Source organism: Virgisporangium ochraceum, from assembly GCF_016863655.1.
In the GTDB taxonomy this organism is placed as follows: Bacteria; Actinomycetota; Actinomycetes; order Mycobacteriales; family Micromonosporaceae; genus Virgisporangium; species Virgisporangium ochraceum.
On the sequence record NZ_BOPH01000132.1, the window covers coordinates 1 to 24,897 of the forward strand.

The 24,897-nt window shown below is 72.9% G+C and carries 24 protein-coding genes; 10 read left to right on the plus strand and 14 right to left on the minus strand.

The genetic code is table 11. The features are described from left to right. Positions 1 to 58: 58 nt before the first annotated feature. Genes Voc01_RS45570 through alaS form a run of 4 tightly spaced genes read right to left on the minus strand, consistent with a single transcriptional unit; the run spans position 59 to position 5,170 of the window. On the minus strand, positions 59 to 859 hold the full coding sequence (locus Voc01_RS45570) for a shikimate dehydrogenase (RefSeq protein WP_275423821.1): 801 nt from the start codon (positions 857 to 859) through the stop codon (positions 59 to 61). Beyond that, positions 853 to 2,040, minus strand: coding sequence for an endolytic transglycosylase MltG (gene mltG / locus Voc01_RS45575; RefSeq protein ID WP_203934018.1), 1,188 nt, complete (start codon positions 2,038 to 2,040; stop codon positions 853 to 855). Before mltG ends, Voc01_RS45570 begins: the two co-directional genes overlap by 7 nt. Further along, positions 2,037 to 2,492, minus strand: a complete 456-nt coding sequence (ruvX, locus tag Voc01_RS45580) for a Holliday junction resolvase RuvX (RefSeq protein WP_203934019.1) — start codon at positions 2,490 to 2,492, stop codon at positions 2,037 to 2,039. The genes mltG and ruvX overlap by 4 nt, the downstream gene beginning before the upstream one ends. After that, positions 2,489 to 5,170: an alanine--tRNA ligase gene (gene alaS / locus Voc01_RS45585; protein ID WP_203934020.1), complete on the minus strand. Its 2,682-nt coding sequence runs from the start codon at positions 5,168 to 5,170 to the stop codon at positions 2,489 to 2,491. Before alaS ends, ruvX begins: the two co-directional genes overlap by 4 nt. 110 nt (positions 5,171 to 5,280) lie before the next feature. On the opposite strand from alaS, the gene Voc01_RS45590 reads away from it, so the two are divergent. Continuing rightward, positions 5,281 to 6,501, plus strand: a complete 1,221-nt coding sequence (locus tag Voc01_RS45590) for an RNA-guided endonuclease InsQ/TnpB family protein (RefSeq protein ID WP_203934021.1) — start codon at positions 5,281 to 5,283, stop codon at positions 6,499 to 6,501. Between the two features lie 2 nt (positions 6,502 to 6,503). On the opposite strand, the gene Voc01_RS45595 is transcribed toward Voc01_RS45590, so the two are convergent. The 3 genes from Voc01_RS45595 to Voc01_RS45605 all read right to left on the minus strand — a co-directional run bounded on the left by Voc01_RS45595 (position 6,504) and on the right by Voc01_RS45605 (position 8,410). Next, positions 6,504 to 6,773, minus strand: coding sequence for a hypothetical protein (locus tag Voc01_RS45595; RefSeq protein ID WP_203934022.1), 270 nt, complete (start codon positions 6,771 to 6,773; stop codon positions 6,504 to 6,506). 70 nt (positions 6,774 to 6,843) lie between these two features. Further along, positions 6,844 to 7,296: a DUF948 domain-containing protein gene (locus tag Voc01_RS45600; protein WP_203934023.1), complete on the minus strand. Its 453-nt coding sequence runs from the start codon at positions 7,294 to 7,296 to the stop codon at positions 6,844 to 6,846. Positions 7,297 to 7,405: 109 nt separating this feature from the next. Beyond that, complete coding sequence (locus Voc01_RS45605; protein WP_203934137.1) at positions 7,406 to 8,410, minus strand: hypothetical protein; 1,005 nt, start codon at positions 8,408 to 8,410, stop codon at positions 7,406 to 7,408. Between the two features lie 330 nt (positions 8,411 to 8,740). Here Voc01_RS45605 and Voc01_RS45610 point away from each other — a divergent pair, with 330 nt between their 5' ends. Next, the gene (locus Voc01_RS45610; RefSeq protein ID WP_203934024.1) at positions 8,741 to 9,124 is read left to right on the plus strand and encodes a hypothetical protein; all 384 of its coding nucleotides are present in this window, start codon (positions 8,741 to 8,743) and stop codon (positions 9,122 to 9,124) included. 722 nt (positions 9,125 to 9,846) lie between these two features. On the opposite strand, the gene Voc01_RS45615 is transcribed toward Voc01_RS45610, so the two are convergent. After that, positions 9,847 to 11,289, minus strand: a complete 1,443-nt coding sequence (locus Voc01_RS45615; RefSeq protein ID WP_373873952.1) for a replication-associated recombination protein A — start codon at positions 11,287 to 11,289, stop codon at positions 9,847 to 9,849. 43 nt (positions 11,290 to 11,332) lie between these two features. Here Voc01_RS45615 and Voc01_RS45620 point away from each other — a divergent pair, with 43 nt between their 5' ends. Beyond that, positions 11,333 to 12,067, plus strand: a complete 735-nt coding sequence (locus tag Voc01_RS45620; protein ID WP_203934025.1) for a GNAT family N-acetyltransferase — start codon at positions 11,333 to 11,335, stop codon at positions 12,065 to 12,067. Between the two features lie 122 nt (positions 12,068 to 12,189). Here Voc01_RS45620 and Voc01_RS45625 read toward each other — a convergent pair whose 3' ends face one another. After that, positions 12,190 to 13,140: an AraC family transcriptional regulator gene (locus Voc01_RS45625; RefSeq protein WP_203934026.1), complete on the minus strand. Its 951-nt coding sequence runs from the start codon at positions 13,138 to 13,140 to the stop codon at positions 12,190 to 12,192. 76 nt (positions 13,141 to 13,216) lie between these two features. On the opposite strand from Voc01_RS45625, the gene Voc01_RS45630 reads away from it, so the two are divergent. Beyond that, positions 13,217 to 14,026 (plus strand): NAD(P)H-binding protein, encoded by an 810-nt coding sequence (locus Voc01_RS45630; protein ID WP_203934027.1) that lies wholly within the window; start codon positions 13,217 to 13,219, stop codon positions 14,024 to 14,026. Here the strand turns inward: Voc01_RS45630 and Voc01_RS45635 are convergent. From Voc01_RS45635 to Voc01_RS45645, 3 genes are read right to left on the minus strand one after another with little or no spacing between them, the layout of a single operon-like run. Beyond that, positions 14,023 to 14,826 carry a sugar nucleotide-binding protein gene (locus tag Voc01_RS45635; RefSeq protein ID WP_239160960.1) on the minus strand — a complete coding sequence of 268 codons (804 nt, stop codon included), beginning with the start codon at positions 14,824 to 14,826 and terminating at the stop codon, positions 14,023 to 14,025. The two genes, Voc01_RS45630 and Voc01_RS45635, sit on opposite strands and share 4 nt — an antisense overlap. Continuing rightward, the gene (gene aspS / locus Voc01_RS45640) at positions 14,826 to 16,604 is read right to left on the minus strand and encodes an aspartate--tRNA ligase (protein WP_203934028.1); all 1,779 of its coding nucleotides are present in this window, start codon (positions 16,602 to 16,604) and stop codon (positions 14,826 to 14,828) included. The genes Voc01_RS45635 and aspS overlap by 1 nt, the downstream gene beginning before the upstream one ends. A 44-nt stretch (positions 16,605 to 16,648) precedes the next feature. Next, positions 16,649 to 18,250, minus strand: coding sequence for a substrate-binding domain-containing protein (locus Voc01_RS45645; RefSeq protein WP_203934029.1), 1,602 nt, complete (start codon positions 18,248 to 18,250; stop codon positions 16,649 to 16,651). A gap of 202 nt (positions 18,251 to 18,452) precedes the next feature. Here Voc01_RS45645 and Voc01_RS45650 point away from each other — a divergent pair, with 202 nt between their 5' ends. From Voc01_RS45650 to Voc01_RS45675, 6 genes are read left to right on the plus strand one after another with little or no spacing between them, the layout of a single operon-like run. Next, positions 18,453 to 18,755: an urease subunit gamma gene (locus Voc01_RS45650; protein ID WP_203934030.1), complete on the plus strand. Its 303-nt coding sequence runs from the start codon at positions 18,453 to 18,455 to the stop codon at positions 18,753 to 18,755. Further along, a complete protein-coding gene (locus tag Voc01_RS45655) occupies positions 18,752 to 19,045 on the plus strand; it encodes an urease subunit beta (RefSeq protein ID WP_203934031.1) in 294 nt (97 codons plus the stop codon). The genes Voc01_RS45650 and Voc01_RS45655 overlap by 4 nt, the downstream gene beginning before the upstream one ends. A gap of 5 nt (positions 19,046 to 19,050) precedes the next feature. Then, on the plus strand, positions 19,051 to 20,760 hold the full coding sequence (locus Voc01_RS45660; protein WP_203934032.1) for an urease subunit alpha: 1,710 nt from the start codon (positions 19,051 to 19,053) through the stop codon (positions 20,758 to 20,760). A gap of 2 nt (positions 20,761 to 20,762) precedes the next feature. After that, a complete protein-coding gene (locus tag Voc01_RS45665) occupies positions 20,763 to 21,398 on the plus strand; it encodes an urease accessory protein UreF (RefSeq protein WP_203934033.1) in 636 nt (211 codons plus the stop codon). A gap of 12 nt (positions 21,399 to 21,410) precedes the next feature. Continuing rightward, complete coding sequence (gene ureG, locus Voc01_RS45670; protein ID WP_203934034.1) at positions 21,411 to 22,073, plus strand: urease accessory protein UreG; 663 nt, start codon at positions 21,411 to 21,413, stop codon at positions 22,071 to 22,073. Then, positions 22,070 to 22,750 carry an urease accessory protein UreD gene (locus Voc01_RS45675; RefSeq protein WP_203934035.1) on the plus strand — a complete coding sequence of 227 codons (681 nt, stop codon included), beginning with the start codon at positions 22,070 to 22,072 and terminating at the stop codon, positions 22,748 to 22,750. Before ureG ends, Voc01_RS45675 begins: the two co-directional genes overlap by 4 nt. Here Voc01_RS45675 and hisS read toward each other — a convergent pair. Both hisS and Voc01_RS45685 read right to left on the minus strand, forming a co-directional pair. Beyond that, the gene (gene hisS / locus Voc01_RS45680; protein ID WP_203934036.1) at positions 22,716 to 24,050 is read right to left on the minus strand and encodes a histidine--tRNA ligase; all 1,335 of its coding nucleotides are present in this window, start codon (positions 24,048 to 24,050) and stop codon (positions 22,716 to 22,718) included. The two genes, Voc01_RS45675 and hisS, sit on opposite strands and share 35 nt — an antisense overlap. A 3-nt stretch (positions 24,051 to 24,053) precedes the next feature. Further along, entirely contained in the window at positions 24,054 to 24,743 is a 690-nt protein-coding gene (locus Voc01_RS45685) for an MBL fold metallo-hydrolase (RefSeq protein ID WP_203934037.1), read from the minus strand. Positions 24,744 to 24,897 lie beyond the last annotated feature (154 nt).

The following is a 24,897-nucleotide window of genomic DNA, read 5'->3' on the forward strand; positions in this document are numbered from 1 at the left end:
CGGCCGGCATGTCACGCATTTCATGGGGGGTTCGGGGGGCTCGGCCCCCCGGGCCGGCTCAGCGGTTGAGCAGGGCCGCGCGCATCGGCTCCACCGGCGCTGGGGTGCCGGTGAACAGCTCGAACTGCCGGACTCCCTGCGCCAGCAGCAGGTCGAGGCCGCTGACGATCGGGCACCCGGCCCGCCGGGCCGCCTCGGCCAGCGGCGTCGGCCACGGGTCGTAGACGACGTCGAACACCACGGTCGGCGCGCTCCAGGCGGCCACCGCCAGGGCGTCGGCGCCACCCTTCGGCACGGTGGAGATCACCACGTCGTAGGCGGCCGCGTCGGCGGCGCGTCCCCAGGTCTCGACCGTCATCGGGACGCCGAGCGCGTGCGCGACCGGGCGCAGGTCCTCGCCGGCCTCGGGCCGCCGCACGTACACGGTGACCTCGGCACCGAGGTCGACGGCCGCACCCAGCGCGGCCCGGGCCGTGCCGCCGCCGCCCAGAACGGCCATCCGCGCGGCGCGCTCGGCACCGGCCGTCGTCAGGGCGTCGGTGATGCCGGGCGCGTCGGTGTTGTACGCCGTCCAGCCGTCGGGCCCGCGGACCAGCGTGTTCGCCGCGCCCAGCGCGGTGGCGAGGGGGTCGACCCGGTCGGCGACCTCGAGCGCCACCTCCTTGAGCGGCATCGTCAACGACAGCCCCCGCCACGTCTCGTCGAGGCCCTCGACGAACCCGGCCAGCTCCGCCTCGGCGCAGTCGACGGCGGTGTAGCGCCATCCGTCGAGACCGGCGGCGGTGTACCCGGCGGAGTGCATCACCGGCGACAGCGAGTGGCTCACCGGCAGACCGAGCACGGCGGCCCGGTTCAGCACAACGCGATGCCGTTCGCGCAGGCCTGCCGGATGTTCCGCTCGTGCTCCTCGTTGGTCACCGCGAACGCCGAGTTGCCGGCCTTGTCGATCGCGACGAAGAACAGCCACTCGCCGACCGGCGGGTCCATCGCGCCCTGCAGGGCCGCCTCGCCCGGGTTGTTGATCGGCCCGACCGGCAGGCCGAGCCGGCTCTTCGTGTTGTATGGGCTGCTCTTGTCGTCGAGCTCGCTGGCGGTGAGCTTGCCCGACTCCTTCGGCTGCTTACCGTTGAGCTGGAGCCAGTAGTTCGCCGTGACGTCCATCTCGAGCGGCATGTTCTTCTTGTAGACCCGGTTGTACGCGACCCGCGACACCTTGCCCAGGTCACCCGGCACGCCGGCCTCGGCCTGCGACAGCGACGCCACGATCAGAGCCTCGAACGGGCTGATCTTGCGTTCGGCCTGCACCCGCTCGACGAACTTGAGCTTGGTGGCGACGTCGAGGAAGTGGGTCACCATCTCGGTGAGGATCTCCTTGGGCGTGACCCCGGGGTTGAACTCGTACGTCTGCGGATACAGGAAGCCCTCGATGCTGACCTTGACTTCCTTTTTGTCGGGCCGGTTGAACCAGAAGTCGGGAACGCCCAGCGCCTTAGGGTCCTTCGCCGCCTCCTGGAACTCGGCCAGCGGCAGGTTGGTGGCCTTCGCCACGATGGCCAGCGTGTCGATGACCGTCTTGCCCTCGGGCACCGTGAACTTCAACAGCTGCCGGCTCTGGTCGCGGTCGAGCAGCAGGAGGACCGCGTCGGCGGCGCGCATCTGCTTGCGCAGCTTGTAGACGCCCGGCTGGATCTCCTTGCTGCGCGGGTTGTCCTTGGCCGCCTCGACGAACGCCTTCTGGCTCTTCACCACGTCGAGCTCTTCGAGCTTCGCGCCGATGTCGGTCGCCGACTGGCCCTCGAAGATCTGGACCTGGACCTCGCCGGAGCCGCCGGAGTTGTAGTCGGGCGCGTCGAACAGGCCCGAAAGCTTGTTGAAGCCGAACCAGACGCCACCGACGCCGCACCCGAGAATCGCCACCACCACGATCAGCGCGATCGCGGTCTTCCCGCCGCCCGCGGCCCGGGGACGCCGACGGTGCCGGCCCCGTTCGCCGTCGCCCTCGCCCTCGTCGAAGGACAACCCGAGGTCGTCATTCCTCACGTTCGCCTCCGCTGCGCATCAAGCCAGCCCTGCAGAATCTCGACCGCGGCTGCCTGATCGACCACCGCCCGTTGCTTCTTCCCACGGACGCCACGCTCACGCAGCCTACGCGTCGCCACCACTGTAGACATGCGCTCATCGACGAAACGGACGGGTACCGGTTCGAGGACCGTCGCTAGGCGGTCCGCGTATTCCCTGGTCAGGGCCGCGGCGCGCTGCTCGGATCCGGACAGTGAGACAGGAATGCCAACGATGACCTCGACTGCCTCGAGTTCCTTAACCAGGCCTGAAATCTCAGACATGTCACTGGGTACCTGGTCGGGCTCGACCTTCGTGGCGCGCGGCACGGTGCAGACCGGGGTGGCCAGGATCCCGTCCGGATCACACCTGGCCACCCCGATGCGAACGGTGCCCACGTCGATACCGACGCGTACACCGCGTAAGAAGCTCACGCCTGAGCGACCGCCTTCTCGACGGCGGCCAGGAGGTTCGTCGACTCGGCCGCCGGCACGCCGCCGCCCTGGGCCAGGTCGGGGCTGCCGCCACCGCGCCCGGACAGGGCGCCCTTGACCAGGTCGGAGGCGGAGATCCCGCGCTCGCGCGCCGGCGGGTTGACGGCCACGACCAGCGACGCCTTGCCACCCGCCTTCGCGGTGACCGCGACGACCGCCGGACGGTTCGCCAGCTTGCCGCGGATCTCCTGGGCCAGCGTGCGCACGTCGTTGCCGCCGGCGCCCTCGGGGGCCTCGACGCCCACGTAGGCGACGCCGTTGATGTCACGCGCCTGGTCGGCGAGGCCGGCGGTACCGGCGAGCACCAGCTGGGCCTTGAGCTTCTCCAACTCCTTCTCGGCGTCGCGGAGCTGGGTGATCGTGTTCTCCACCCGGTCGCCGACCTGGTCGAGCGGCACCCGGTACAGCTCGGCCAGCCTGCTCACGAGCAGGTGCTCCTTGGCCAGGAAGTCGAACGCGTCGATGCCGACGAGCGCCTCGACGCGGCGCACGCCCGAGCCGATCGACGCCTCGTGCAGGATCTTCACCAGACCCAGTTGACCACTGCGGGCGGCGTGCGTGCCACCGCACAGCTCGCGGGCGTAGTCGCCGACCTCGACGACCCGCACCTCGTCGCCGTACTTCTCGCCGAACAGGGCCATCGCGCCGATCTTGCGCGCCTCGGCCTGGCTCGTGATGAACCAGCGCACCTCGAGGTCGTCCATCAGGACCTCGTTGACCTGCTGCTCGACGTCGCGCAGCACCGAACCCTGCACCGCCTGCGGCGTGTTGAAGTCGAACCGCAGCCGGCCCGGCGCGTTCAGCGAACCGGCCTGCGTGGCCGACTCGCCCAGGAAGTTGCGCATCGTCTGGTGCACCAGGTGGGTGGCGGTGTGCGACCGCGAGATCGCGCGCCGGCGCGTCACGTCGATCTCGGCCAGCGCCGGAAGACCCGGACGGATCTCGCCCTGCGTCACGACACCCTTGTGGACGATCAGGCCGGGCAGCGGCTGCTGCACGTCCTTCACCTCGACCACCCCACCGTCGACGGTGATCGTTCCGGTGTCGGGCTGCTGGCCGCCGCCCTCGGCGTAGAACGGGGTGACGTCGAGGACGATCTCGACCTGCTCGCCCTCACCGGCCGCCTGCAGGTTCGCGCCGGTGGGCGCGAGCACCGCGCGCACCGTGGTCTCGCGGCGCAGCTCCTGGTAGCCGGTGAACTCGATCGCGCCGCCGGAGTCGAGCGCGGTGCGGTAGGCGGACAGGTCGGCGTGGCCGGTCTTGCGCTGCTGCGCGTCGGCCTTGGCCCGGGCGCGCTGCTCGGCCATCAGCGACCGGAAGCCCTCGGTGTCGACCGTCAGGCCGGCCTCCTGGGCGATCTCCAGCGTGAGGTCGATCGGGAAGCCGAACGTGTCGTGCAGCTGGAACGCCTTGTCGCCGGTGAGCGCGGGCTTGCCGGCCTTGCGGGTCTCGGCGATCGCGGTGTCGAGGATCGTCGTGCCCTGCCGCAGCGTGGCGAGGAACGCCTCCTCCTCGGCGTAGGCGTACGACGCGATGCGGTCGAACTCCTCGGCGACCTCGGGGTACGACGGCGACATGCAGTCGCGGGCGACCGGCAGCAGCTCCGGCAGTGCCGGCTCCTGCCAGCCCAGCAGCCGGATCGCGCGGATGGCCCGTCGCATGATGCGGCGCAGCACGTAGCCGCGGCCGTCGTTGGCCGGCGTCACGCCGTCACCGATGATCATCAACGCGGTGCGGACGTGGTCGGCGATCACCCGCAGGCGGACGTCGTCGGGGTGGCTCTCGGTGGCCGCGTGGCCGCTCTTCGCGCCGTACGTTCTGCCGGTCATCTCCGCGGCGCGGGCGAGCACCGGGCGGACCTCGTCGATCTCGTACATGTTGTCGACGCCCTGCAGCAGCGCCGCGACCCGCTCCAGGCCCATGCCGGTGTCGATGTTCTTCGCCGGCAGCTCACCGAGGATCGGGAAGTCCTCCTTGCCCGATCCGGGACCGCGGAGGTTCTGCATGAACACGAGGTTCCAGAACTCCATGTACCGGTCCTCGTCGACCTCCGGGCCACCGCCCGGGCCGTACGTGGGGCCGCGGTCGAGGTACAGCTCGGAGCACGGGCCGCACGGCCCGGGGATACCCATCGACCAGAAGTTGTCGGCCTTGCCGCGGCGCACGATGCGCTCCTTCGGCAGGCCGATCACCCGGTGCCAGATGTCGATGGCCTCGTCGTCGTCGAGGTAGACGGTCGCCCAGATGCGGTCGCCGTCGAGGCCGTAGCCGCCCTGCTCGACCGGGTTCGTCGACAGCTCCCAGGCGAGCTTGATCGCGCCTTCCTTGAAGTAGTCGCCGAACGAGAAGTTGCCGTTCATCTGGAAGAACGTGCCGTGGCGGCTGGTCTTGCCGACCTCGTCGATGTCGGGGGTGCGCAGACACTTCTGGACGCTCACCGCGCGGTCGAACGGCGGCGTGCGCTGGCCGAGGAAGTACGGGACGAACTGGACCATGCCGGCGTTGATGAACAGCAGGTTCGGATCGTCGATCGCCGGCAGCGGGGCACTCGGGACGACGGTGTGGCCGTTCGCCTCGAAGTGCGCCAGGAAACGCCGGCGGATCTCCGCTGTCTTCATCGTGTCTTTCCTCCGTGGAGACCCCCGGCTGCGGCCGTGGGGAGGAAGCGGGGGCGACCGTGCGGCGCGCCACCACAATAGTTATCGATCGGTTGCGTAGTTTGTGAGCCGTGGGCCGACGGGTGAAGCGGGCATTCCGATACCGCTTCTACCCGACAGCTTCTCAAGCGGCCGAGTTGGCGCGGACGTTCGGGTGTGTTCGCAAGGTCTACAACCTGGCGGTGGTCGCACGTACCGAGGCGTGGAAACTGCGGCAGGAGCATGTCAACTACAGCGCCACCAGCGCCATGTTGACCGCTTGGAAGAAGACCGAGGAACTTGCGTTCCCCAAACAGGTGTCGTCGGTTCCGCTTCAGCAGACGCTGCGGCACCTGCAGTGCGCGTTCACCAGTTTTTTCGCCAAGCGGGCGAGGTATCCGACATTCAAGAGCAGGAAGAGATCGCGCCGGTCGGCCGAGTACACGACCAGCGGTTTTCGCTACCGCGACGGCACCCTGACTCTGGCCAAGATGGCCGAACCCCTCGCCGTCGTGTGGTCGAGGCCCCTGCCCGAGGGCGCGTCCCCGTCGACGGTCACCGTTTCGCAGGATGCGGCGGGCCGTTGGTTCGTTTCGCTGCTGTGCGACGACGTGATCGAGGAGACCGTCGCGCCGAACGCGGCGGTCGGAATCGATGCGGGGCTCGAGAACCTGCTCACCATGTCGACCGGCGAGAAGATCATCAACCTGCGGCACGAGCGGCGTGACCGGATCCGGCTTGCCCGACTCCAGCGCAGCCTCGCCCGCAAAGAGAAGGGCTCGGCCAACCGGACCAAGGCTCGGCTGAAGGTTGCCCGGATTCATGCCCGGATCGTTGACCGGCGGCGAGATCACCTGCACAAGTTGACGACTCGTCTCGTTCGTGACAACCAAACGATCGTGATCGAAGACCTGACCGTGCGCAATATGATCAAGAACCGTAGCCTCGCCCGTGCCATCTCCGACGCGGCGTGGCAGCAGTTCCGCACGCTGCTGGAGTACAAGGCCGACTGGCATGGCCGGACGGTGATCGCGGTGGACCGGTGGTTCCCGTCGACCAAGTTGTGCTCGGCCTGCGGCGCGGTCGTGGAGAAGTTGCCGCTCAACGTGCGCACGTGGACGTGCCGGTGCGGCACCACGCACTGCCGCGACGTCAACGCGGCACGCAACATCCTCGCCGAGGGGCTCTCGGTGGCTGCCTGTGGAGGCGGTGTAAGACCCCAACGGGAGTACTCCCGCGCGGGGCAACCGCCAGCGAAGCAGGAAACCCAGCGGGTGACCGCTGGAATCCCCCGGTTCCAGACAACGGGATGAAGTCAACGGTAGTCGATGCCCTTCTCCGGATGCAGGTCCTCGTCCAGGGTCAGGTTCTCGTCGAAGGCCGAGCGGATCTCTTCCTCGCGCTCGGCCATCGCGTCCCGGACGTCATCCACAAAGGTACGGACCGACTCCAGCACACCCACAGCGCCCTGCTGGACCGAGCCGGCGATCCCCTGCGGGGTGAAGGCCTGCGCCTTCTTCGTGACCGCACGGAAGACGAGAGCACCAACGGCGAGCCCGATGCCGAGCCAGAGCAGGCGACGCATTCTTCTATCTCCTCGGATTGTGGCGAAGCTTCACGGCGCCGGCCGTGTTCACGCGCGTCACCTATGGTCTTTACGCGCGACGGGCCTTGCGCTGACGACGGAGCTCGCTGCGGACGGCCTTGTCCTCGTCGGCCTGGCGGCGGTTCGCGGCGGCCTTGCGCACGCCGTAGCCGAGCGCGGCGACCTTGACCAGCGGGTTCGCCGCCGCGGCACTGACCACAGTGGACAGGTTCGCGACGTTCGTGCTGATGTGCTGGACGTTGTTGGTGATCGCGTCGAGGCGGGCCAGCTGCAGGTTCACGCCGTCGAGCGACGTGTGCACCTGGCCGAGGGCGGTGTTGACGTTGCCGATCGTGCCGTTCACCTGGGTCAGGAGCGGTCCGGTCTGGTCGGCGACGTCGCTGAGCGCCCGCGTGGCCGCGTCGACGGTGTGCCGCAGCTTCAGGATCGGCAGGGCCAACGCCACCACGAGAACGGCGAATGCGATTGCGGCGACGAGCCCCGCGACCTCCAACGGTGACACGGCACTCCCCTTTCCTCGTGTTTCCCCGTGGTCAACGTGGAGACCCTACCGTCCGTAGTGGACATTCGCCTTCCGGGACGGGTGTGTCGTCGGCATTGGGCGCTTTGGGTCAGGCGCCGTTCTCGGTCTCGAACGAGACCCTGTTGATGATCTTGAGGGTGACCACCGTGGGCGGACAGACCGCCTCGGCCAGCGGCGTGGCCGGCTGGTTCGGATCGGGGACCTTGAGCTGCACCTCGCACTCGGGCTGGTACACCCAGAGGTCCAGCACGTACTCGTCACGCTGCCAGCAGCTCTCGACGCCCTGCTGCCCCTCGGCCGGGCAGCCCGCGATCTTCCACGGCACCCAGCCCGCCTTGCGCAGCGCGGTCGTGTAGACGGCGCTGGTCTCGTCGGGCGCGCGCTCCGACCGCAGGATCCGCTGACGCAGGCGGCACTGGCCGATGCACCAGCGGCTGCCGGTCACCTCGTCCTGCGGGTCGCGGGCCGCCCAGCCGGGCACCTCGAGCGCGCCCAGGTGGCCGAGCACCGGGTCGCTGGCCGCTTCCCGGATCGCGTAGAACGTCAGCGGCGCACCGAGGATGGCCAGCACCAGCAGGATGACCGTCGCGGTACGGACCCGACGCACCTCGTCCAGCTCGCGCCGCAGCGCCGCCCGCCGGTTGGTGCGGATCTCCCGCGTCCCGGAGAACAACGGGTCGACGGTGATACCCGGCTCCGCGGCCATCGGCTCATCGTCGAGGTCGGGGAGCTCCTCCGGCTCGGGGGCGGCCTCCGCCGGCGCGTCGGACCGCGGGGTGGCGGCGGGGCCGGCGATCGAGCCGAGCGCCTCGGCCAGCCCGGCGGAGGGCGGTTCGACGTCGTCGATCGGGGCTGTGGGGGCTGTCGCCGTTCCTTCTGCTGTTCCTGACGCCGCACCTTGGGCCGCCTCTTGCGCGGCCTCTGACGCTCGGCGGCGGTCGGCACGGGTGCGGCGGCTCCGGCCGCCGGTCTCGTCCGGCGCCGGGCCGATGCGTGGGCCGGCGGGCTCGTCGGTCGGGCGACGCCGGTCGTCGGCGGGCGACGGGCGCGGGCCGGGCGGCAGCCCTTCACCGGGCGGCGAGGGCCGCGGCACCGGTGGACGAGCCGGAGCCCCGGACGGCCGAGCGGGGGGTGCCGGCGGGACGGACACGCGCGCGGACGGCACTGACGTCGTGGGCGACGCTGGCGGTGCGGGAGGCGCGGGCGGTGCGGGCGGTGCGGGCGGCGCCGATGGTGCGGACGCGCGCGCGGAGGGTGCGGGCGGCCCTGAGGGCGTGGGCGGTGCTGGCTGGGCTGGCGGACGTACGGACGGGGCGGGCGGCGCGGACACGCGTGCCGCTCCGGCGACGCCCGCGACTCCGGCTACTCCCGCCACGCCAGGACCACCGGCAATCCCCGGCGCACCGTATCCACCGGGCGCACCGTGTCCACCGGCGACACCGGCCGGGCCGCCGGGGGCGGCACGTCCGGGATGTGGCGGCGCGACAGCGTGCGCGGCCCTGATCGGCCCCGTCTGCTCGGACCCGACCGGACCCGGCCCGACCGGTCCCGGGCGCCCGGGACCGGAACCGGGGCCGGGGCCGTGTCCCGGCGGCACGGCGCCCGGAATACGGCCGGCCGCCGCGTGCCCCGGCTGACCGTGCGGGCCCTGACCGTGCGGGCCCTGACCGTGCGGGCCCTGACCCGGTGGGACCGCGCCCGGGATACGGCCGACGGGAGGTCCGGCCGGGGGTACCGGCCCACCCGGGATGCGTCCCGCGGGGGGCTGCGCCGGTGGGTGGGCGTTCGGCACGGGGTCACCGGGTAGGCGGCCGACGGTCGCGGCACCACCCGGTATCCGGGCCGGCGACTGCGGCGCGGGGCCGGGGCCGTGCGCCAGGGGTGCCTGTGCGCGGCCGGCGGGGGGCGGGGTCGCGCGGCCGGCGGGGGTGGGTGGGCGGTGGCCGCGGGTGGCGCTGCGGCGTCCGGCCCGGGACTCGTCGTTGACGACCGGGATGTGTTCGGTGGCCGCCTCGGCGGGAGGGACGGGGACGCGGCGGTTCTCGCCGGTGTCGCCGGGGTGTTGCCGGGGGCCCGGAACGGCGCGGCCGTGGGGCTGGGTCGGATCGGGACCGCGGCGGTCCGCGCCGGCGGCCGGCCAGCCGCCCGTGTGCTCGCGGGGCACGGCCGGGTACTCGCCCGACTGGTGGCGCGGCACCGGCGGGAAGCCACCCGTCCGGTCCTGCGGCACCGTCGGGAAGCCACCGGTGCGATCAGGGGCCGGGAAGCCACCGGTCCGGTCCTGGGGCACCGGGGGGTACTCGCCCGACTGGTGGCGTGGCACCGACGGGTACTCGCCGGACTGGTGGCGGGGCACAGCGGGGTACTCCCCCGACCGGTGACGGGGGACCGACGGAACCTCGCCCGTGCGCTCGTCCGCGCGTCGGCGGCCGCCGGTGGAACGGGTGGGCTGGTCGTCCTGGCGGTCCTCAGCGCGGCGGCGGCCACCTCGGGTCGGCGTCTCGTCGTCCCAGCCGGGGTCACGCGGTGTCACACCGTCTCCTCTCCAGCGCCGGACGTGCGGCCCGCGGCTCCCGATCTCACGCCCGTGGCTCCGGCGCCGGCTCCGGGAGCGCCGGAACCCGCGCCGCCACGCACGATACGCCGCAACTTCGGCAGTCGGTCAGCCACCGAACGCTCGGCACCGTGGTCGCTCGGTTGGTAGTACTCGGCGTCGGTCAGGCCGTCGGGGGCGTACCGCTGGGTGACGACGCCGCGCGGGTCGTCGTGCGGGTAACGGTAGCCGGCGCCGTGACCGAGGCCCTTCGCGCCGGAGTAGTGGGCGTCGCGCAGGTGCGGGGGGACGGCACCGCCCCGGCCGGCGCGCACGTCGGACAGCGCCGCGCCTATGGCGACCGTCACGCGGTTCGACTTCGGCGCGGTGGCCAGGTGCACCACGGCGTGGGCCAGGTTGAGCTGGGCCTCCGGGAGTCCGACGTACTCCACGGCGTGGGCGGCGGCGTTCGCCACCAGGAGAGCCATCGGGTCGGCCATGCCGACGTCCTCGCTCGCGAAGATGATCATGCGTCTGGCCACGAACCGCGCGTCCTCGCCGGCGGCCAGCATCCGCGCCAGGTAGTGCAGCGCGGCGTCGGGGTCGGAGCCGCGCATGCTCTTGATGAACGCGCTCACCACGTCGTAATGGGCGTCGCCGGCCCGGTCGTAGCGCAGCGCGGCCACGTCGACCGCCTGCTCCGCGGTCCCCAGATCGATCTCGGCGCGACCGGCGGCGAGCGCCGACGCCGCCGCGGCCTCGAGCGCGGTCAGGGCCTTGCGGACGTCGCCGCCGGCGAGCCGCACGAGGTGGTCCTCGGCGTCGGTGGCCAGGGTCACGGCGCCCGCGAGGCCGCGCTCGTCGGCCAGCGCGCGGCGCACCAGGCCGCGCACCGCGCCCTCGTCGAGGGGACGCAGGGTGAGCAGCACACACCGCGACAGCAGGGGCGAGATGACCGAGAAGTACGGGTTCTCCGTCGTGGCGGCGAGCAGCGTGATGGTCCGGTCCTCGACGGCGGCGAGCAGCGAGTCCTGCTGGGTCTTGCTGAAGCGGTGCACCTCGTCGATGAACAGGACGGTCGGGTCGCCACCCGAGCGGCGGCGCCTACGCGCGGTGTCGATCACGGCGCGCACGTCCTTGACGCCCGCGTTCAGCGCCGACATCGCGACGAACGTGCGGCCGCCGGCCTGCGCGACCAGGTGCGCGATCGTCGTCTTCCCCGAGCCCGGCGGGCCCCACAGGATGACCGACATCGGGCTGGTCCCGGTGACCAGCTGGCGCAACGGCGCACCGGGAGCGAGCAGGTGACCCTGCCCCACCAGCTCGTCGATGGAGGCGGGGCGCATCCGCACCGCGAGCGGTGAGTCGTCGTCGGGTGCCGTGAAACCGTCCGCGGGGGCGGCGGTGGCACCCGGGAGGTCGAACAGCCCGTCATCCACGAGGACCGACCCTAGCCGCTCGGAACCCGCCGCTGCCGTTGTGGTGAACTCGTATGTCGTGGGCTACGAGGTGCTCGGCGGGCGAAGCGCCCTCCTGGAGGCGAGCGGGAACCACCCGTACGTGATGCTCACCACGACCGGCGACGTCACCGGCTACCGGACCGACGGCCTGCTGGCCTGGATCGACCGCGACCCCGCGCGTCCCATGGTGTGGGCCCTCGGCGACGGACCGGCGGCGGTGGAGTTCACGCTGGCGATGGGCGGCGGGGCCCGCTGGGCGCACCTGCCCCACCTGACGCCGGAGCAGGCGGCGCCGCTGCGGTCGGACCTCCACGACGACTGGGACCAGCTGACCACCTGGACGGCACCGCCACCCGTGCCGGGCGAGGCGGCGGTCGGGCCGCTGGACGCCGACGCCGAGGTCGACGCGCTCCTCGACCTCGCGTTCCCGGCCAGCGTCAGCCGGCCCGGCGACCCCCGGGTACGCCGCTGGTACGGCGTCCGGGCCGGCGGAAAGGCCGGCGGAGAGCTGGTCGCGTGCGCGGCGGACCGGTCGCGCGGCGGTGCGGGTCACATCGCGGGGGTCGCCGTCCACCCGGACCACCGGCGGCGCTCGCTGGGAACGGCGGTGACCGCCGCCCTCACCCGGCTGCTGCACGCCGAGTTCGGGAACTGCTCGCTGAGCGTGATGTCCGACGCGTCGGGGCCGCGCCGCCTCTACGAGCGGCTCGGCTACGGCAACCCGCTCGCCCGCACGACGGTGCGACCGGCGCCCTGACGCGCCCGGCGCACCGCATGCGCCCAAGAGACGCCGCCACGACACGCCGCCCACGAGACGGGTGGGAGGTTATCAACATCATCGGGGCCGGATGATGTTCCTGACCTCCCACCCCTCACAAATCAGACGAGCACCGGCAGCTCCACGCCCTCGCGGTGGCGCTGCGGGCTCACGCCGTGCTCGCGCTTGAACGCGGCGCTCAGCGCGAACGCGCTGCCGTACCCCACCTTGCGCGCCACCGAACCGAGCGTCGCGTCGGGTTCGCGGAGCAGGTCGGCGGCCAGGGCCAGCCGCCAGCCGGTGAGGAACTTCATCGGCGGCTCGCCGACCAGGTCGGTGAAGCGGCGGGCCAGCGCGGCCCGCGAGACGCCCGAGCCGGCGGCCAGCGAGGCGACCGTCCACGGGTGGGCCGGGTTGTTGTGGATCATGCGCAGCGCCGGACCGACGACCGGGTCGGTGTGGGCGGTGTACCAGCCGGGCGAGCCGGCGTCGGGACGCGCGAGCCAGGCCCGCAGCACCGCGATGAGCAGCAGGTCGAGCAGCCGGTCGAGCACCGCCTCCTGGCCCGGCTCGTTCTTGACCAGTTCGGCGTTGAGCAGCGGCACCAGCGGCGTGTCGAGGGTGCCGGCGGGCACGGTGAGCAGCCTCGGCAGCACGGTGAGCAGGCGCCGGCTGACCTCGCCCTGCATCTGGTAGCTGCCGACCAGCATCAGCACCTTTCCGTCGGGGTTGGTGCCCCAGGAGCGCACGCCGAGCGTCAGCTCCTCGGTGAGGCTGCGCCCGTCGGGGGTCATGCACTTCTCCCCCGGGTGGATGATCACGTGCGGCGGGGTGGCGAGGTCGTCGGCGACCGTGTACGGGTCGGGGCCGCAGGTCACCATGATGTCGCCGGGGTCGAGGTGCACGGGCTCGCCGCCGTCGTGGCGCACCCAGGCGTCGCCTCGCACCATCGCCACCACGCACAGCGGCGACCGGCTCTGCACGCGCAGGCACCACGGCGGGTCGAGCAGCGCCCGGATCAGGAACGCGTTGCGGGCGCGGGGGCCGTCGAGCAGCGAAGCGAGGGCGTCCATGGCTGTAGACGATCGCGCATGTCGGCGCGGCTCTCAACCATGTTCCGGCAGCACCGGAGCTTGAAGACTTCTCCGCATGACGACACTTGTGATCGGCGGAACCGGCAAGACCGGCCGCCGCGTGGCACAGAAGCTGGCCGACCGTGGCGCGGCGGTGCGCATCGGCTCCCGGGCGGGCAGCCCGCCGTTCGACTGGGAGGACCTCACCACCTGGGAGCCCGCGGTCCGCGACGTGACCGCGGTCTACCTCACCTACCAGCCCGACCTGGCGTTCCCCGGCGCCGCGGAGCAGATCGGGGCGTTCGCCAAGCTCGCGGTCGCCGCCGGCACCCGGCGCATCGTGCTGCTCTCCGGCCGCGGCGAGGAGGAGACGTGGCCGTCGGAGGAGTCGGTGCGCACCAGCGGCGCCGACTGGACCATCCTGCGCTGCAACTGGTTCGCGCAGAACTTCAGCGAGTCGTTCCTGCACCCCGGCGTGATGGAGGGCGTGGTGGCGCTGCCGAGCCCCGACGTGCCGGAGCCGTTCATCGACGTCGCCGACATCGCCGAGGTCGCGGTCGCCGCCCTCACGTCGGACGACCATTCGGGACGGCTGTACGAGCTGTCCGGTCCGCGGGCGATCACGTTCGCCGAGGCGACGGCGGAGATCTCGGCGGCGTCCGGTCGGGAGGTCCGCTACCAGCCGGTGTCGGTCGACGAGTACGCCGCGGCGGCCGTCGAGTTCGTCGGCCCGGAGGCGGCCCCGTCGGTCGCGGCCCTGTTCGCGAAGGTCCTCGACGGGCGCAACTCGGCCGTCACCCCGGATCTCGAACGCGTCCTGGGCCGCCCCGGCCGCGACTTCCGCGACGTCGTCCGCGAAGCGGCCGCGGCGGGTGCCTGGTCCTAAAGGGTGAGAGCCTGCTCCAGGTCCGGGAAGTGCTTCAGGACCAGGGAGCAGTCGAGACGGATCTCGGCGGGGCGCACCAGGCCGCTGTCGGCCAGCGCCGCCGCCGGGACCCGCGACGGGTCCAGCCCGTGTGCCAGGGCCACCCGCACCCCGAGGTCGTGGCGGCTCATCGCCTCCATGCCGGCGACGTTCACCACCCCGGTGAGGTCGCTGGAGGCGAGCGCCACCAGGGCGGCCGCCAGGCCGCCGACCGGCACGGGGCAGCGGATCTCGTCGGTGAACAGGGCGCCGGGAGCGGCCCCCCGGATCATGGCGAGGGCGGTCTCCTCGTGCCGCGACAACGGCGCGACCCCGTCGGAGACCAGCAGCGACGTGCGGACCAGCACGGCGGAACCGCACGCGTGGGACACGGCCGCCTCGCCCGCCGCCTTCGCCGCGCCGTACGGGAACACCGGCGACGGGTCGTCGGCCTCGGTGTACGGCGCGGGACGCCCGCCGTGCAGCGCGTCGGAGCTGACGTGCACCAGCCGCGCGCCGACGGACGCCGCCGCGAGCGCGACGTTCCCCGCGCCCCGGACGTTGACCGGCCAGCTGTCGGCCGGCGCCCCGCCCGCGTTGCCCAGCGCCGCGGCCGCGTTGATCACCGCGGCGGGTCGCACCTCGCGCATGAACGCCAGGACGGCGGCGCGGTCGGTGATGTCGAGCCCCGTCCGGCGGGACGCGCCCACGACCGGCCGGTCGCCGGCGGCCCGCCGCACGGCGGCACCGAGATAGCCGCCGGCTCCGATGACCAGCAGCATCAGGCCGGCGCGACGGGCGCCGCCGCACCGGCGGTGCCCGCGGGAGCTGCCTTGGGCTTCGCGTCGACGCCGGCCTCCAGCCGTTGCTGCGCGGTGATCGGCGTGGGTGCCTGGGTGAGCGGGTCGAAGCCGCCGCGGGTCTTCGGGAACGCGATGACCTCGCGGATCGACTCGTTGCCGCTGAGCAGCATCGTGACCCGGTCCCAGCCGAACGCGATGCCGCCGTGCGGCGGCGGGCCGAACTTGAACGCCTCCAGCAGGAAGCCGAACTTCTCCTCGGCCTCGTCGGGCGTGATGCCGAGCAGGTCGAACACCCGCCGCTGCACGTCGCCGCGGTGGATACGCACCGAGCCGCCGCCGATCTCGTTGCCGTTGCAGACGATGTCGTAGGCGTAGGCGAGGGCGTCGCCGGGTGCGGTCTCGAAGGTGTCCATCCACTCGTCGGTCGGCGAGGTGAACGGGTGGTGCACGGCGGTCCAGCCGTCGTCGGTCGGCTCGAACATCGGTGCGTCGACGACCCAGCAGAACGCCCACGCGTCCTTGTCGACCAGCCCGGCCCGGTTGGCGATCTCGACGCGGGCGGCGCCGAGCAGCTCCTGCGCCTCGCGCCTGTTCCCCGAGGCGGCGAAGAACACGGCGTCGCCGGGCTTGGCGCCGACGGCGTCGGCGAGGCCGCCGAGGTGCTCGGCGCTCAGGTTCTTCGCTACCGGCCCGCGGGCCTCGCCGGTCTCGGCGTCGAGCACCACGTACGCGAGGCCGCGCGCGCCGCGGGCCTTGGCCCAGTCCTGCCAGCCGTCGAGCTCGCGCCGGGTCTGCGACGCGCCGCCGGGCATCACCACGGCGCCGATGTAGCTGGCGGAGGCGAAGACGCGGAACTCGGTCCCCCGGAAGTAGTCGGACAGGTCCGTCAGTTCGACGCCGTACCGCAGGTCGGGCTTGTCGGACCCGTAGCGGGCCATCGCGTCGTGCCAGGTCAGCCGCGGGATCGGGGTGGTGATCTCGAACCCGGCCAGTTCGCTCCAGAGCGCCTTGACGAGCTCTTCGCCGAGGGAGATGACGTCGTCCTGGGTCACGAACGACATCTCGATGTCGAGCTGGGTGAACTCGGGCTGCCGGTCGGCGCGGAAGTCCTCGTCGCGGTAGCAGCGGGCGATCTGGTAGTACCGCTCCATCCCGGCGACCATGAGCAGCTGCTTGAACAGCTGCGGCGACTGCGGGAGCGCGTACCAGGTGCCCGGCTGCAGCCGCACCGGCACCAGGAAGTCGCGGGCGCCCTCGGGGGTCGACCGGGTGAGCGTCGGGGTCTCGATCTCCAGGAAGTTCCGCGCGTGCAGCACCTCGCGGGCGATCTGGTTGGCCCGCGACCGCAGCCGGATGGCGTTCGACGGTCCGGAGCGGCGCAGGTCGAGGTACCGGTAGCGCAGGCGGATGTCGTCGCCGGCGTCGACGTTGTCGTCGACGGGGATGGGCAGCGGCGCCGCCTCGGACAGAACCGTCAGCTCGGAAGCCACGACCTCGACCTCACCGGTCGGCAGCTCGGGGTTCTCGTTGCCGGCGGGCCGCGCGGTGACCTCGCCGACCACCTTGACGCAGAACTCGTTCCGCAGCGCGTGGGCATCGTCTTCGCGGAACACGACCTGCACGATCCCGGACGCGTCCCGGAGATCCACGAAGATGACCCCGCCGTGGTCACGGCGGCGGGCCACCCAGCCGGCGAGCGTGACGGTGGTACCGGCGTGCGACGCGCGCAGCGTACCGGCGTCGTGGCTACGGATCACGGTGTGAGCTCCTGTCGAACGGGTACGGACCGTGGGACATTCTGTCAGGCCTCGTGCTCGTGCAACCCTCCGGCCGCCACGTGGATGAACACCGCGCCCACCTCGTCGATGGTCTCCGGCGTGTCGACGTACCCGTCCACCGGTTTCACGACCGCCTCCAGCGCCGCCTCCTCCTTCACACCGCCGTACGCGACGATGCTGAGCTGCACCGGGCGCTTCGGGTCCATCGCCGCGGCGAGGGCGGACGCCGCGGTGGCCGGCACGGCGCCGCCCTCGTTGCGGCCGTCGGTGAACACGAACACCTGGTTCGGCATGCCGGGGACGTACGCGTCGCGGGCGGCGGTGTAGGCGGCGAGGATCGTGTCGAACAGGTTGGTCCCGGTCTTCTGGACGGTGAGCCCGCCGATCGCCGACGCCCACGCCGCCCGGTGCTGTTCGGTGAGCGGCGCCGGTGCCAGCAGTTCCCGGTGGCCCTCGCCGAAGACCCACAGTCCGGCGCGGGCCTCGTCGGGCAGCAGCGTGCCCAGCGACCGGCCGCCCTGGCGCACCAGGTCGATCACCGGGGTGCCGGTGCCGGGCGTGGGGTTCGCCATCGAGCCGGACACGTCGACGACCATGAGCAGGCTGGTGCGCCGGTCGGCCGGGTACCAGGTGGCGAAGACGTGGTCGACGTGGTGCGCGCCGAGCACGTCGAACGGCTTCGCCGCGAGCGTGGGCAGCGGGCTGACCGCCGCGCCGGCCACCGGCAGCGTGTCGGCCCGGCGCAGCCTGGCGGCCCCGAGCGCCTCGTCGGACCGGTTGCCGCGCAGGGCGTCGAGCAGCCGGGTCACCGCGGCGGCGTTGTCGAGGGCCGCTTCGGTGGGCAGGAAGGTGTACCGCAGCACCGCGCTGCGGTCGGTGCCGGGCAGGTAGGTGAGGCCGGTCGGCGGGTCGGCGAGGAGCGCGTACTCGGCGACGAGGCCGACCTCGCCGGGCTGCCGGGGCAGGGCAGGTCCGGCGCCGGCGACGGTGCGCACCTGGGGCAGGGCGCGGCTGAGGGCGAGCGACGACGCGTCCATGCCCTGCGCCACCCACACGCCCTCGCCGACCGCGCCGGCGCCGACCATGCCCTCGCCTGACCCGGCGGGGTCGCGGACGGCGAGCGTGACGCCGGCCGGGTCGCCGGCGAGCGTGGCCAGCGCCAGCCAGGACCCGCCGGCCTGCTGCACGCGGGCGGCGGTGGCCCGGTCGGCGGCCATGTAGATCGGGCTGGTGGCGAGGACGGTGCCGGAGCCGAGGGTGCCCTTGGCGGCGAGCTTGAGCCGGCCGGCGGCGGCGGTCCAGGAGGCGTCGTCGGGGATCCACAGGTCGGCGCCGAGCTGGGCGGCGCGGGCGGGTGCGGCCCGCCCGTCGACGACGTCGACGGTGACCGAGAGGCAGTCGTCGCCGGCTTCGAGGGCGGGCTTGAGGTACTCGATCACCGGTGCGAACGAGGCGGCGGTGACCACGCGGACGGTCGCCGTGCACCGGCTGGTCGCGGTGTCGACGGGGGTGCCGTGGCGCGCGTAGAGGGCTGCGGCCGCGGTGACGGCGGCGATGACCGCGATCGCGGCGACGGTGGCGACCAGCGGTGCCGCCATCACGCGCCTGAGCCGGTGCCGCCCCATGCGTCATCCCGTTCCGTCGATCCCCGGCAACTTTCGAAGACGACACACTAACGACTACCGCCGTGACAATCGATCGGTCGGGTACCCGCCGTTTCCGGCTATCCGGTCAGCCGCACAATTCCGCCAAATTGCCGGCGGCGGGTCGTAACGCGTCCGAAACTTCTCCCTGCGACGATCCAGACCCCCGCGAGGAGGTGCCCGCATGTTCCTCACCCAGCACGAGCAGGAGCGGCTGATGATCCACGTCGCCGCCGAGCTCGCCTGGAAACGCCGCGGTCGGGGGCTGCGGCTGAACTACCCGGAGGCGGTCGCGGTGGTCACCGCGTTCCTGCTGGAGGGCGCCCGCGACGGCCGCACCGTCGCCGACCTGATGTCCGCCGGCCGCACCGTCCTCACCCGCGAGGACGTGCTCGACGGTGTGCCGGAGATGCTCGCGGAGGTCCAGGTGGAGGCCACGTTCCCCGACGGCACCAAGCTCGTCACCGTCCACGGGCCGATCCCGTGACGCCGGGCGAGATCCTCTTCGGCGACGGCGACATTGAGATCAACGCCGGCCGGTCGACGGTCGCCCTGCGGGTGGTCAACACCGGCGACCGCCCCATCCAGGTCGGCTCGCACTTCCACTTCGCCGAGGCCAACGCCGCCCTCGAGTTCGACCGCGCCGCCGCGGCCGGCCACCGCCTGGCGGTTCCGGCCGGCACGTCGGTGCGCTTCGAGCCGGGGATTCCGCGCGAGGTCACCCTGGTCGCGCTCGGCGGCAGGCGCGTCGTGCCCGGGCTTTCGATCAAGAGGTGACGCACGTGGGTCGACTCTCTCGCGCCAGGTACACGTCCTTGTACGGACCGACCACGGGTGACCGGATCCGCCTGGCCGACACGAACCTGCTCATCGAGGTCGAGCTCGACCACTGCGCCGGCGGCGACGAGGCGGTGTTCGGCGGCGGCAAGGTGATCCGCGAGTCGATGGGCCAGTCCACCGCCACCCGCGCGGCCGGCGCGCCCGACACCGTGATCACCGGCGCCGTGGTGCTCGACCACTGGGGTGTGGTCAAGGCCGACGTCGGCATCCGCGACGGGCGCATCGTGGCCCTGGGCAGGGCCGGCAACCCCGACACGATGGACGGCGTCCATCCCGATCTGGTCATCGGTCCCGGCACGGAGATCATCGCCGGCAACGGGCGCATCCTCACGGCCGGCGCGATCGACTCGCACGTCCACCTGATCAGCCCGACCATCCTCGACACGGCGCTGGCCGCGGGCATCACCACGATCATCGGTGGTGGCACGGGCCCGGCCGAGGGCACCAAGGCCACCACGGTCACGCCGGGCGCGTGGCACCTGGCCCGCATGTTCGAGGCGCTCGACCCGTTCCCGGTCAACGTGCTGCTGCTCGGCAAGGGCAACACCGTGTCGGAGGAGTCGATGTGGGAGCAGCTGCGCGGCGGCGCCGGCGGCTTCAAGCTGCACGAGGACTGGGGCACCACGCCCGCGGCGATCGACGCCTGCCTGCGGGTCTGCGACGCGTCGGGCGTGCAGGCGGCGATCCACACCGACACCCTGAACGAGGCCGGGTTCGTCGAGGAGACGCTGCGCGCGATCGCCGGTCGCGGCATCCACGCTTACCACACCGAGGGCGCCGGCGGCGGCCACGCGCCCGACATCATCACGGTGGCCGCGCACCCGAACGTGCTGCCGAGCTCGACGAACCCGACCCGCCCGTACACCCGCAACACGCTCGACGAGCACCTCGACATGCTGATGGTCTGCCACCACCTGAACCCGACGGTGCCGGAGGACCTCGCGTTCGCGGAGAGCCGCATCCGCCCGTCGACGATGGCCGCCGAGGACCTCCTCCACGACCTGGGCGCGATCTCGATGATCGGCTCCGACTCGCAGGCGATGGGCCGGGTCGGCGAGGTCGTCCTGCGCACGTGGCAGACCGCGCACGTCATGAAGGCCAGGCGGGGGTCGCTGCCGGGCGACGGGCCGGCCGACAACCTGCGTGCCCGCCGCTACGTCGCGAAGTACACGATCTGCCCGGCCGTCGCGCACGGCCTGGAGCGGGAGGTCGGCTCGGTCGAGCCGGGCAAGCTGGCCGACCTGGTGCTGTGGGACCCCGCGTTCTTCGGCGTCCGCCCGCACGCGGTGATCAAGGGCGGCGCGATCGCGTGGGCGCAGATGGGCGACGCCAACGCCTCGATCCCGACGCCGCAGCCGGTGCTCCCCCGCCCGATGTTCGGTGCCTACGGCCAGGCCGCGCCGGCCACGTCGCTGCTGTTCGTGTCGCCGGCCGCGATGGACGACGGCCTCGAGGACCGTCTCGACGTGCGCCGCCGGCTGGTGCCGGTCGCCGACGTGCGCCGGCGGGGCAAGGCCGACCTGCCGCTCAACGACGCGCTCCCGCGCATCGAGGTCGCCCCGGACACGTTCACCGTGACCGTCGACGGCGAGGTGGTGGAGCCGGAACCGGTCGACGAGCTGCCCATGGCCCAGCGCTACTTCCTGTTCTGACCATGACCGTCGCGGCCCTCCTCCTGCTCGCCGACTCCCGGCTGCCCGCGGGCGGCCACGCCCACTCGGGCGGGCTGGAGGAGGCGGTCGAGGCGGGCCGGGTGACGACGGTGGCCGACCTCGCCCTGTTCCTCCACGGCCGCCTGGCCACCGCCGGGCTGGTCGCCGCCGCCTTCGCCGCCGCGTCGTGCCGCCCGTCGCCCGATCTCGCGACGCTCGACGCCGAACTCGACGCGCGGACGCCCTCGCCGGCGCTGCGGAAGGCCTCCCGCTCCCAGGGCCGCGCCCTCCTGCGGGCCGGCCGCGCGATGTGGACGCTGCCGCCCGTGCGCGACGCCCACCACCCGGTGGCACTGGGGATCGTCGCGCACGGGGCCGGCCTGTCGCCCGGCGACGCGGCGCTGGTCGCGGCGTACGGCGCGGTCACCGGGCCGGCCAGCGCGGCCGTGCGGCTGCTCGGCCTGGACCCGTACGCGGTCCAGGCGGTTCTGGCCGGTCTCGCCGCCGACTGCGACGCGACCGCCGCGCGCGCCGCGGACCGCGCGCTCGACGGACACCTGCCCGCCGCGACCGCACCACTGCTCGACCTGGGGGCGGAGCGCCACGCCACGTGGGAAGTGCGACTCTTCGCCTCCTGAGGGGATAACGACATGTCACCACACAACGACCACGGCGGCGATCCGCACGGGGCGCTCGGCCACAGCCACGCCCGCGCGGTGCGCATCGGGATCGGCGGCCCGGTCGGCTCGGGCAAGACCGCCCTGGTCGCGGCGCTGTGCCGGGTGCTCGCCGGCGAGCTGAACCTCGCCGTGGTCACCAACGACATCTACACGACCGAGGACGCCGACTTCCTGCTCCGCAACGGCGTGCTGCCCGCGGAACGGGTGCGTGCGGTGGAGACCGGGTGCTGCCCGCACACGGCGATCCGCGACGACATCGCCGCCAACCTCGACGCGGTCGAGGACCTCGAGCACAGCCTCGGCGGGCTCGACCTCGTGCTGGTCGAGAGCGGCGGCGACAACCTCACCGCCACGTTCAGCCGGGGGCTGGTCGACCGGCAGATCTTCGTCGTCGACGTCGCCGGTGGCGACAAGGTGCCCCGTAAGGGCGGGCCGGGCGTCACCTCGGCCGACCTCCTCGTGATCAACAAGACCGACCTGGCGCCGCTGGTCGGCGCCGACCTCGGCGTGATGGACCGCGACGCCCGCGCCCGCCGCGGCGACGCGCCGACGGTGTTCCTGTCGCTGGTCGAGGACCCGGCGGCGACCCCCGTGGCGGAGTGGGTGCGCTCCTGCGTCGCGGCCCGGGTGTGAAAGCACGCGCCGTCCTGGTCGCCGACGGCGCCCGGCTGACCACCCTCCACGGCGAGCCGCCGCTGCTGCTGCGCCGGACCGGTACCGCCGACGACGGTGCCACGGTCGTGCACCTGGTCGGCGGCGCCGCCGGTCCCCTCGCCGGCGACGACCTCGACCTGCGGATCGAGCTGACCGGCGACGCGGCCGTGGAGGTGCGCTCGGTGGCCGCGACGGTCGCGCTGCCCGGCCGCACCCGCGACTGGTCGACGCTGACCGTCACCGTGCGGGTCGGGCCCGGCGCGACGCTGCGCTGGCTGCCCGAGCCGCTGATCGCGGCCGCCGGGTGCCGGCACGTCAGCCGCGCTCGCGTCGAGCTGGCGGCCGGCGCCCGCCTGATGTGGCGCGACGAGCTGGTCTGCGGACGCCACGGCGAGCAGCCCGGCGACCTGCGGTCGGAGCTGCACGTGCGCTACGCCGGCCGGCCGCTGCTCGCCCACGACCTCGCGGTCGGGCCGGAGGCGCCGGGCTGGGCCGGTCCGGCGGTCCTGGGCCGGGCCCGGGCGGCAGGCTCCCTGCTGACGGTGAACCTGCCGCACCCGGAGAACGCCATGCCCCTGAACGGCCCCGGAGCCCTCACCGTGGCGGTGGGCGAGGACCTCTCTACGGTGTCCGGATCTCTGGTACGCGGTCGATAGCCGGCGGCTCCCACGTGGCCGGGTCGGCCGCGGCCTGGTCGCCCGACCGGATGTCCTTGACCTCGTGCGGCCCGTCCGGCGCCTGGGCCGGGAACCAGACGAACGGGATGCCGCGCCGGTCGGCGTGGCGGATCTGCTTGCCGAACTTCGCCGCGGCCGGCGCCACCTCGGTGGCGATGCCGCGGCGGCGCAGGGCGGCGGCCACGGAATCGCTCGCTGCCCGGGTCTCCTCGCTCGTGACCGCGACCAGGACACAGGCCGGCACCTGCCGCGACGCCGCCAGCGCGCCGGCGCCGAACAGCAGCCCCAGGATCCGGGTGATGCCCAGCGAGATCCCGACGCCGGGGAACCGGTCGGACCCGCTCTCGGCGAGGTTGTCGTACCGGCCACCGGCACCCACGGCGCCGGCCTTCTCGAAGCCGCGCATCTTCGCCTCGTACACCGTGCCGGTGTAGTAGTCGAGGCCGCGGGCGATGCTGAGGTCGGCGAGCAGCAGGCCCGGCACCAGCCCGTTCGCCGCCTCCATCACGACGGTCAGCTCGTGCAGGCCCTCGTCGAGCAGGTCGCTCTTGACGCCGAGTGCCCGCACGCGCTCGGCGAACGACGGGTCGGGCGTGGCGATCCCGGCGAGCGACAGGCACGCGGTGGCCTGCGCGTCGCTCAGACCGAGCGTGTCGCGGAGCTCCGTGGCGACCTTCTCCGGGCCGATCTTGTCGAGCTTGTCGACCACCCGCAGCACCGCCGGCGGGTCGGCGATCTCCAGCCCCTGGTAGAAGCCCTGCGCCAGCTTCCGGTTGCTGGTGTGCACCGTGACCTGCGGGATCGGCAGGGCGGCGAGCGCCTCGGCCGCCACGACCGGCACCTCGTAGTCGTAGTGCAGGGCCAGCGAGTCGCGGTCGACGATGTCGATGTCGGCCTGGCGGAACTCGCGGTAGCGGCCCTCCTGCGGCCGTTCGCCGCGCCACACCTTCTGGATCTGGTAGCGGCGGAACGGGAAGTGCAGCCTGCCCGCGTTCTCCAGCACGTACCGGGCGAACGGCACGGTGAGGTCGAAGTGCAGGCCGAGGTTTTCCTTCTCGTCGCCTTCGGGCGCCGCTTGCAGACGACGCAGCGTGTAGACCTCCTTGGAGGTCTCGCCCTTGCGGAGCAGCTGGTCGAGCGGCTCGACCGCGCGGGTCTCGACGGGTGCGAACCCGTGGAGCTCGAATACGCGGCGGACCCGCTCGACGAACGTGTTCTCGACGAACTGCTCACCGGGCAGCCACTCGGGGAACCCGGACAGCGCTGTCGGCCTGGCCATGACCTACCACCCCCGCCGCGGTGCGCTGTGGGCCCCCCGCAGGAACGGGTTGGTCGCCCGTTCCTGGCCGATCGTCGTCTCCGGACCGTGGCCGGGCAGCACCAGCGTCTCGTCGGCGAGCGGCAGGACGCGGTCGCGCAGGCTTGCCATCATCTCCTCGGTGCTCCCCCCGGGCAGGTCGGTACGGCCGATCGAGCCGGCGAACAGCACGTCGCCGCTGAGGCAGATCGGCGGGACGTCGGCCTCGCCGGGCAGCCGGAAGAGCACCGAGCCCTTCGTGTGGCCCGGCGCGTGGTCGACGGTGATCTCCAGTCCGGCGATGCTCAGGGTCGCCTTGTCGTCGAGCGGCTTCACGTCGTCGGGCTCGACCCACTCGAACCGGCCGCCGAAGAGCTGGGTGAGGTCGGCCGACAGCCCCTTCGTCGGGTCGGCGAGCATCTCGTCGTCGCCCGGGTGGAGGTAGGCCGGGATCCCGCGCTTCGAGCACACCGGCGTCACCGAGAACGTGTGATCGAGGTGACCGTGCGTGAGCAGAACGGCCACGGGGTTGACCTTGTGCTCGGCGAGCACCTCGTCGAGCCGCTGGGTGACCCCGAAGCCCGGGTCGACCACCACGCAGTCCTCCCCCGGCGCGGGGGCGACGACGTAACAGTTAGTACCGAAGGCGTCGGCCGGGAAACCGGCGATGAACACGGAGCTACACCTTTCCGAGGCGCTTAACACGGTATCGGTAGGCACATCTGTAGCCAGACCGAGACAGGTCGCCCACACGACTCCAGGGTTCGGACCGTACACTCGCTCCGGCGTGTCGCGCTTTCCCACGCGCCGCCAGGCAGTTGTCGCAGTC

What these genes read in the sequence shown, in the direction of transcription:
- alaS (WP_203934020.1), bottom strand. Translation starts at nt 5,170, where the DNA reads ATGAAGACAGCGGAGATCCGCCGGCGTTTCCTGGCGCACTTCGAGGCG.
- Voc01_RS45595 (WP_203934022.1), bottom strand. Translation starts at nt 6,773, where the DNA reads ATGCGTCGCCTGCTCTGGCTCGGCATCGGGCTCGCCGTTGGTGCTCTC.
- Voc01_RS45625 (WP_203934026.1), bottom strand. Translation starts at nt 13,140, where the DNA reads ATGGACGCCCTCGCTTCGCTGCTCGACGGCCCCCGCGCCCGCAACGCG.
- Voc01_RS45630 (WP_203934027.1), top strand. Translation starts at nt 13,217, where the DNA reads ATGACGACACTTGTGATCGGCGGAACCGGCAAGACCGGCCGCCGCGTG.
- Voc01_RS45635 (WP_239160960.1), bottom strand. Translation starts at nt 14,826, where the DNA reads ATGCTGCTGGTCATCGGAGCCGGCGGCTATCTCGGTGCCGCCGTGCGG.
- Voc01_RS45645 (WP_203934029.1), bottom strand. Translation starts at nt 18,250, where the DNA reads ATGGGGCGGCACCGGCTCAGGCGCGTGATGGCGGCACCGCTGGTCGCC.
- Voc01_RS45650 (WP_203934030.1), top strand. Translation starts at nt 18,453, where the DNA reads ATGTTCCTCACCCAGCACGAGCAGGAGCGGCTGATGATCCACGTCGCC.
- Voc01_RS45665 (WP_203934033.1), top strand. Translation starts at nt 20,763, where the DNA reads ATGACCGTCGCGGCCCTCCTCCTGCTCGCCGACTCCCGGCTGCCCGCG.
- ureG (WP_203934034.1), top strand. Translation starts at nt 21,411, where the DNA reads ATGTCACCACACAACGACCACGGCGGCGATCCGCACGGGGCGCTCGGC.
- hisS (WP_203934036.1), bottom strand. Translation starts at nt 24,050, where the DNA reads ATGGCCAGGCCGACAGCGCTGTCCGGGTTCCCCGAGTGGCTGCCCGGT.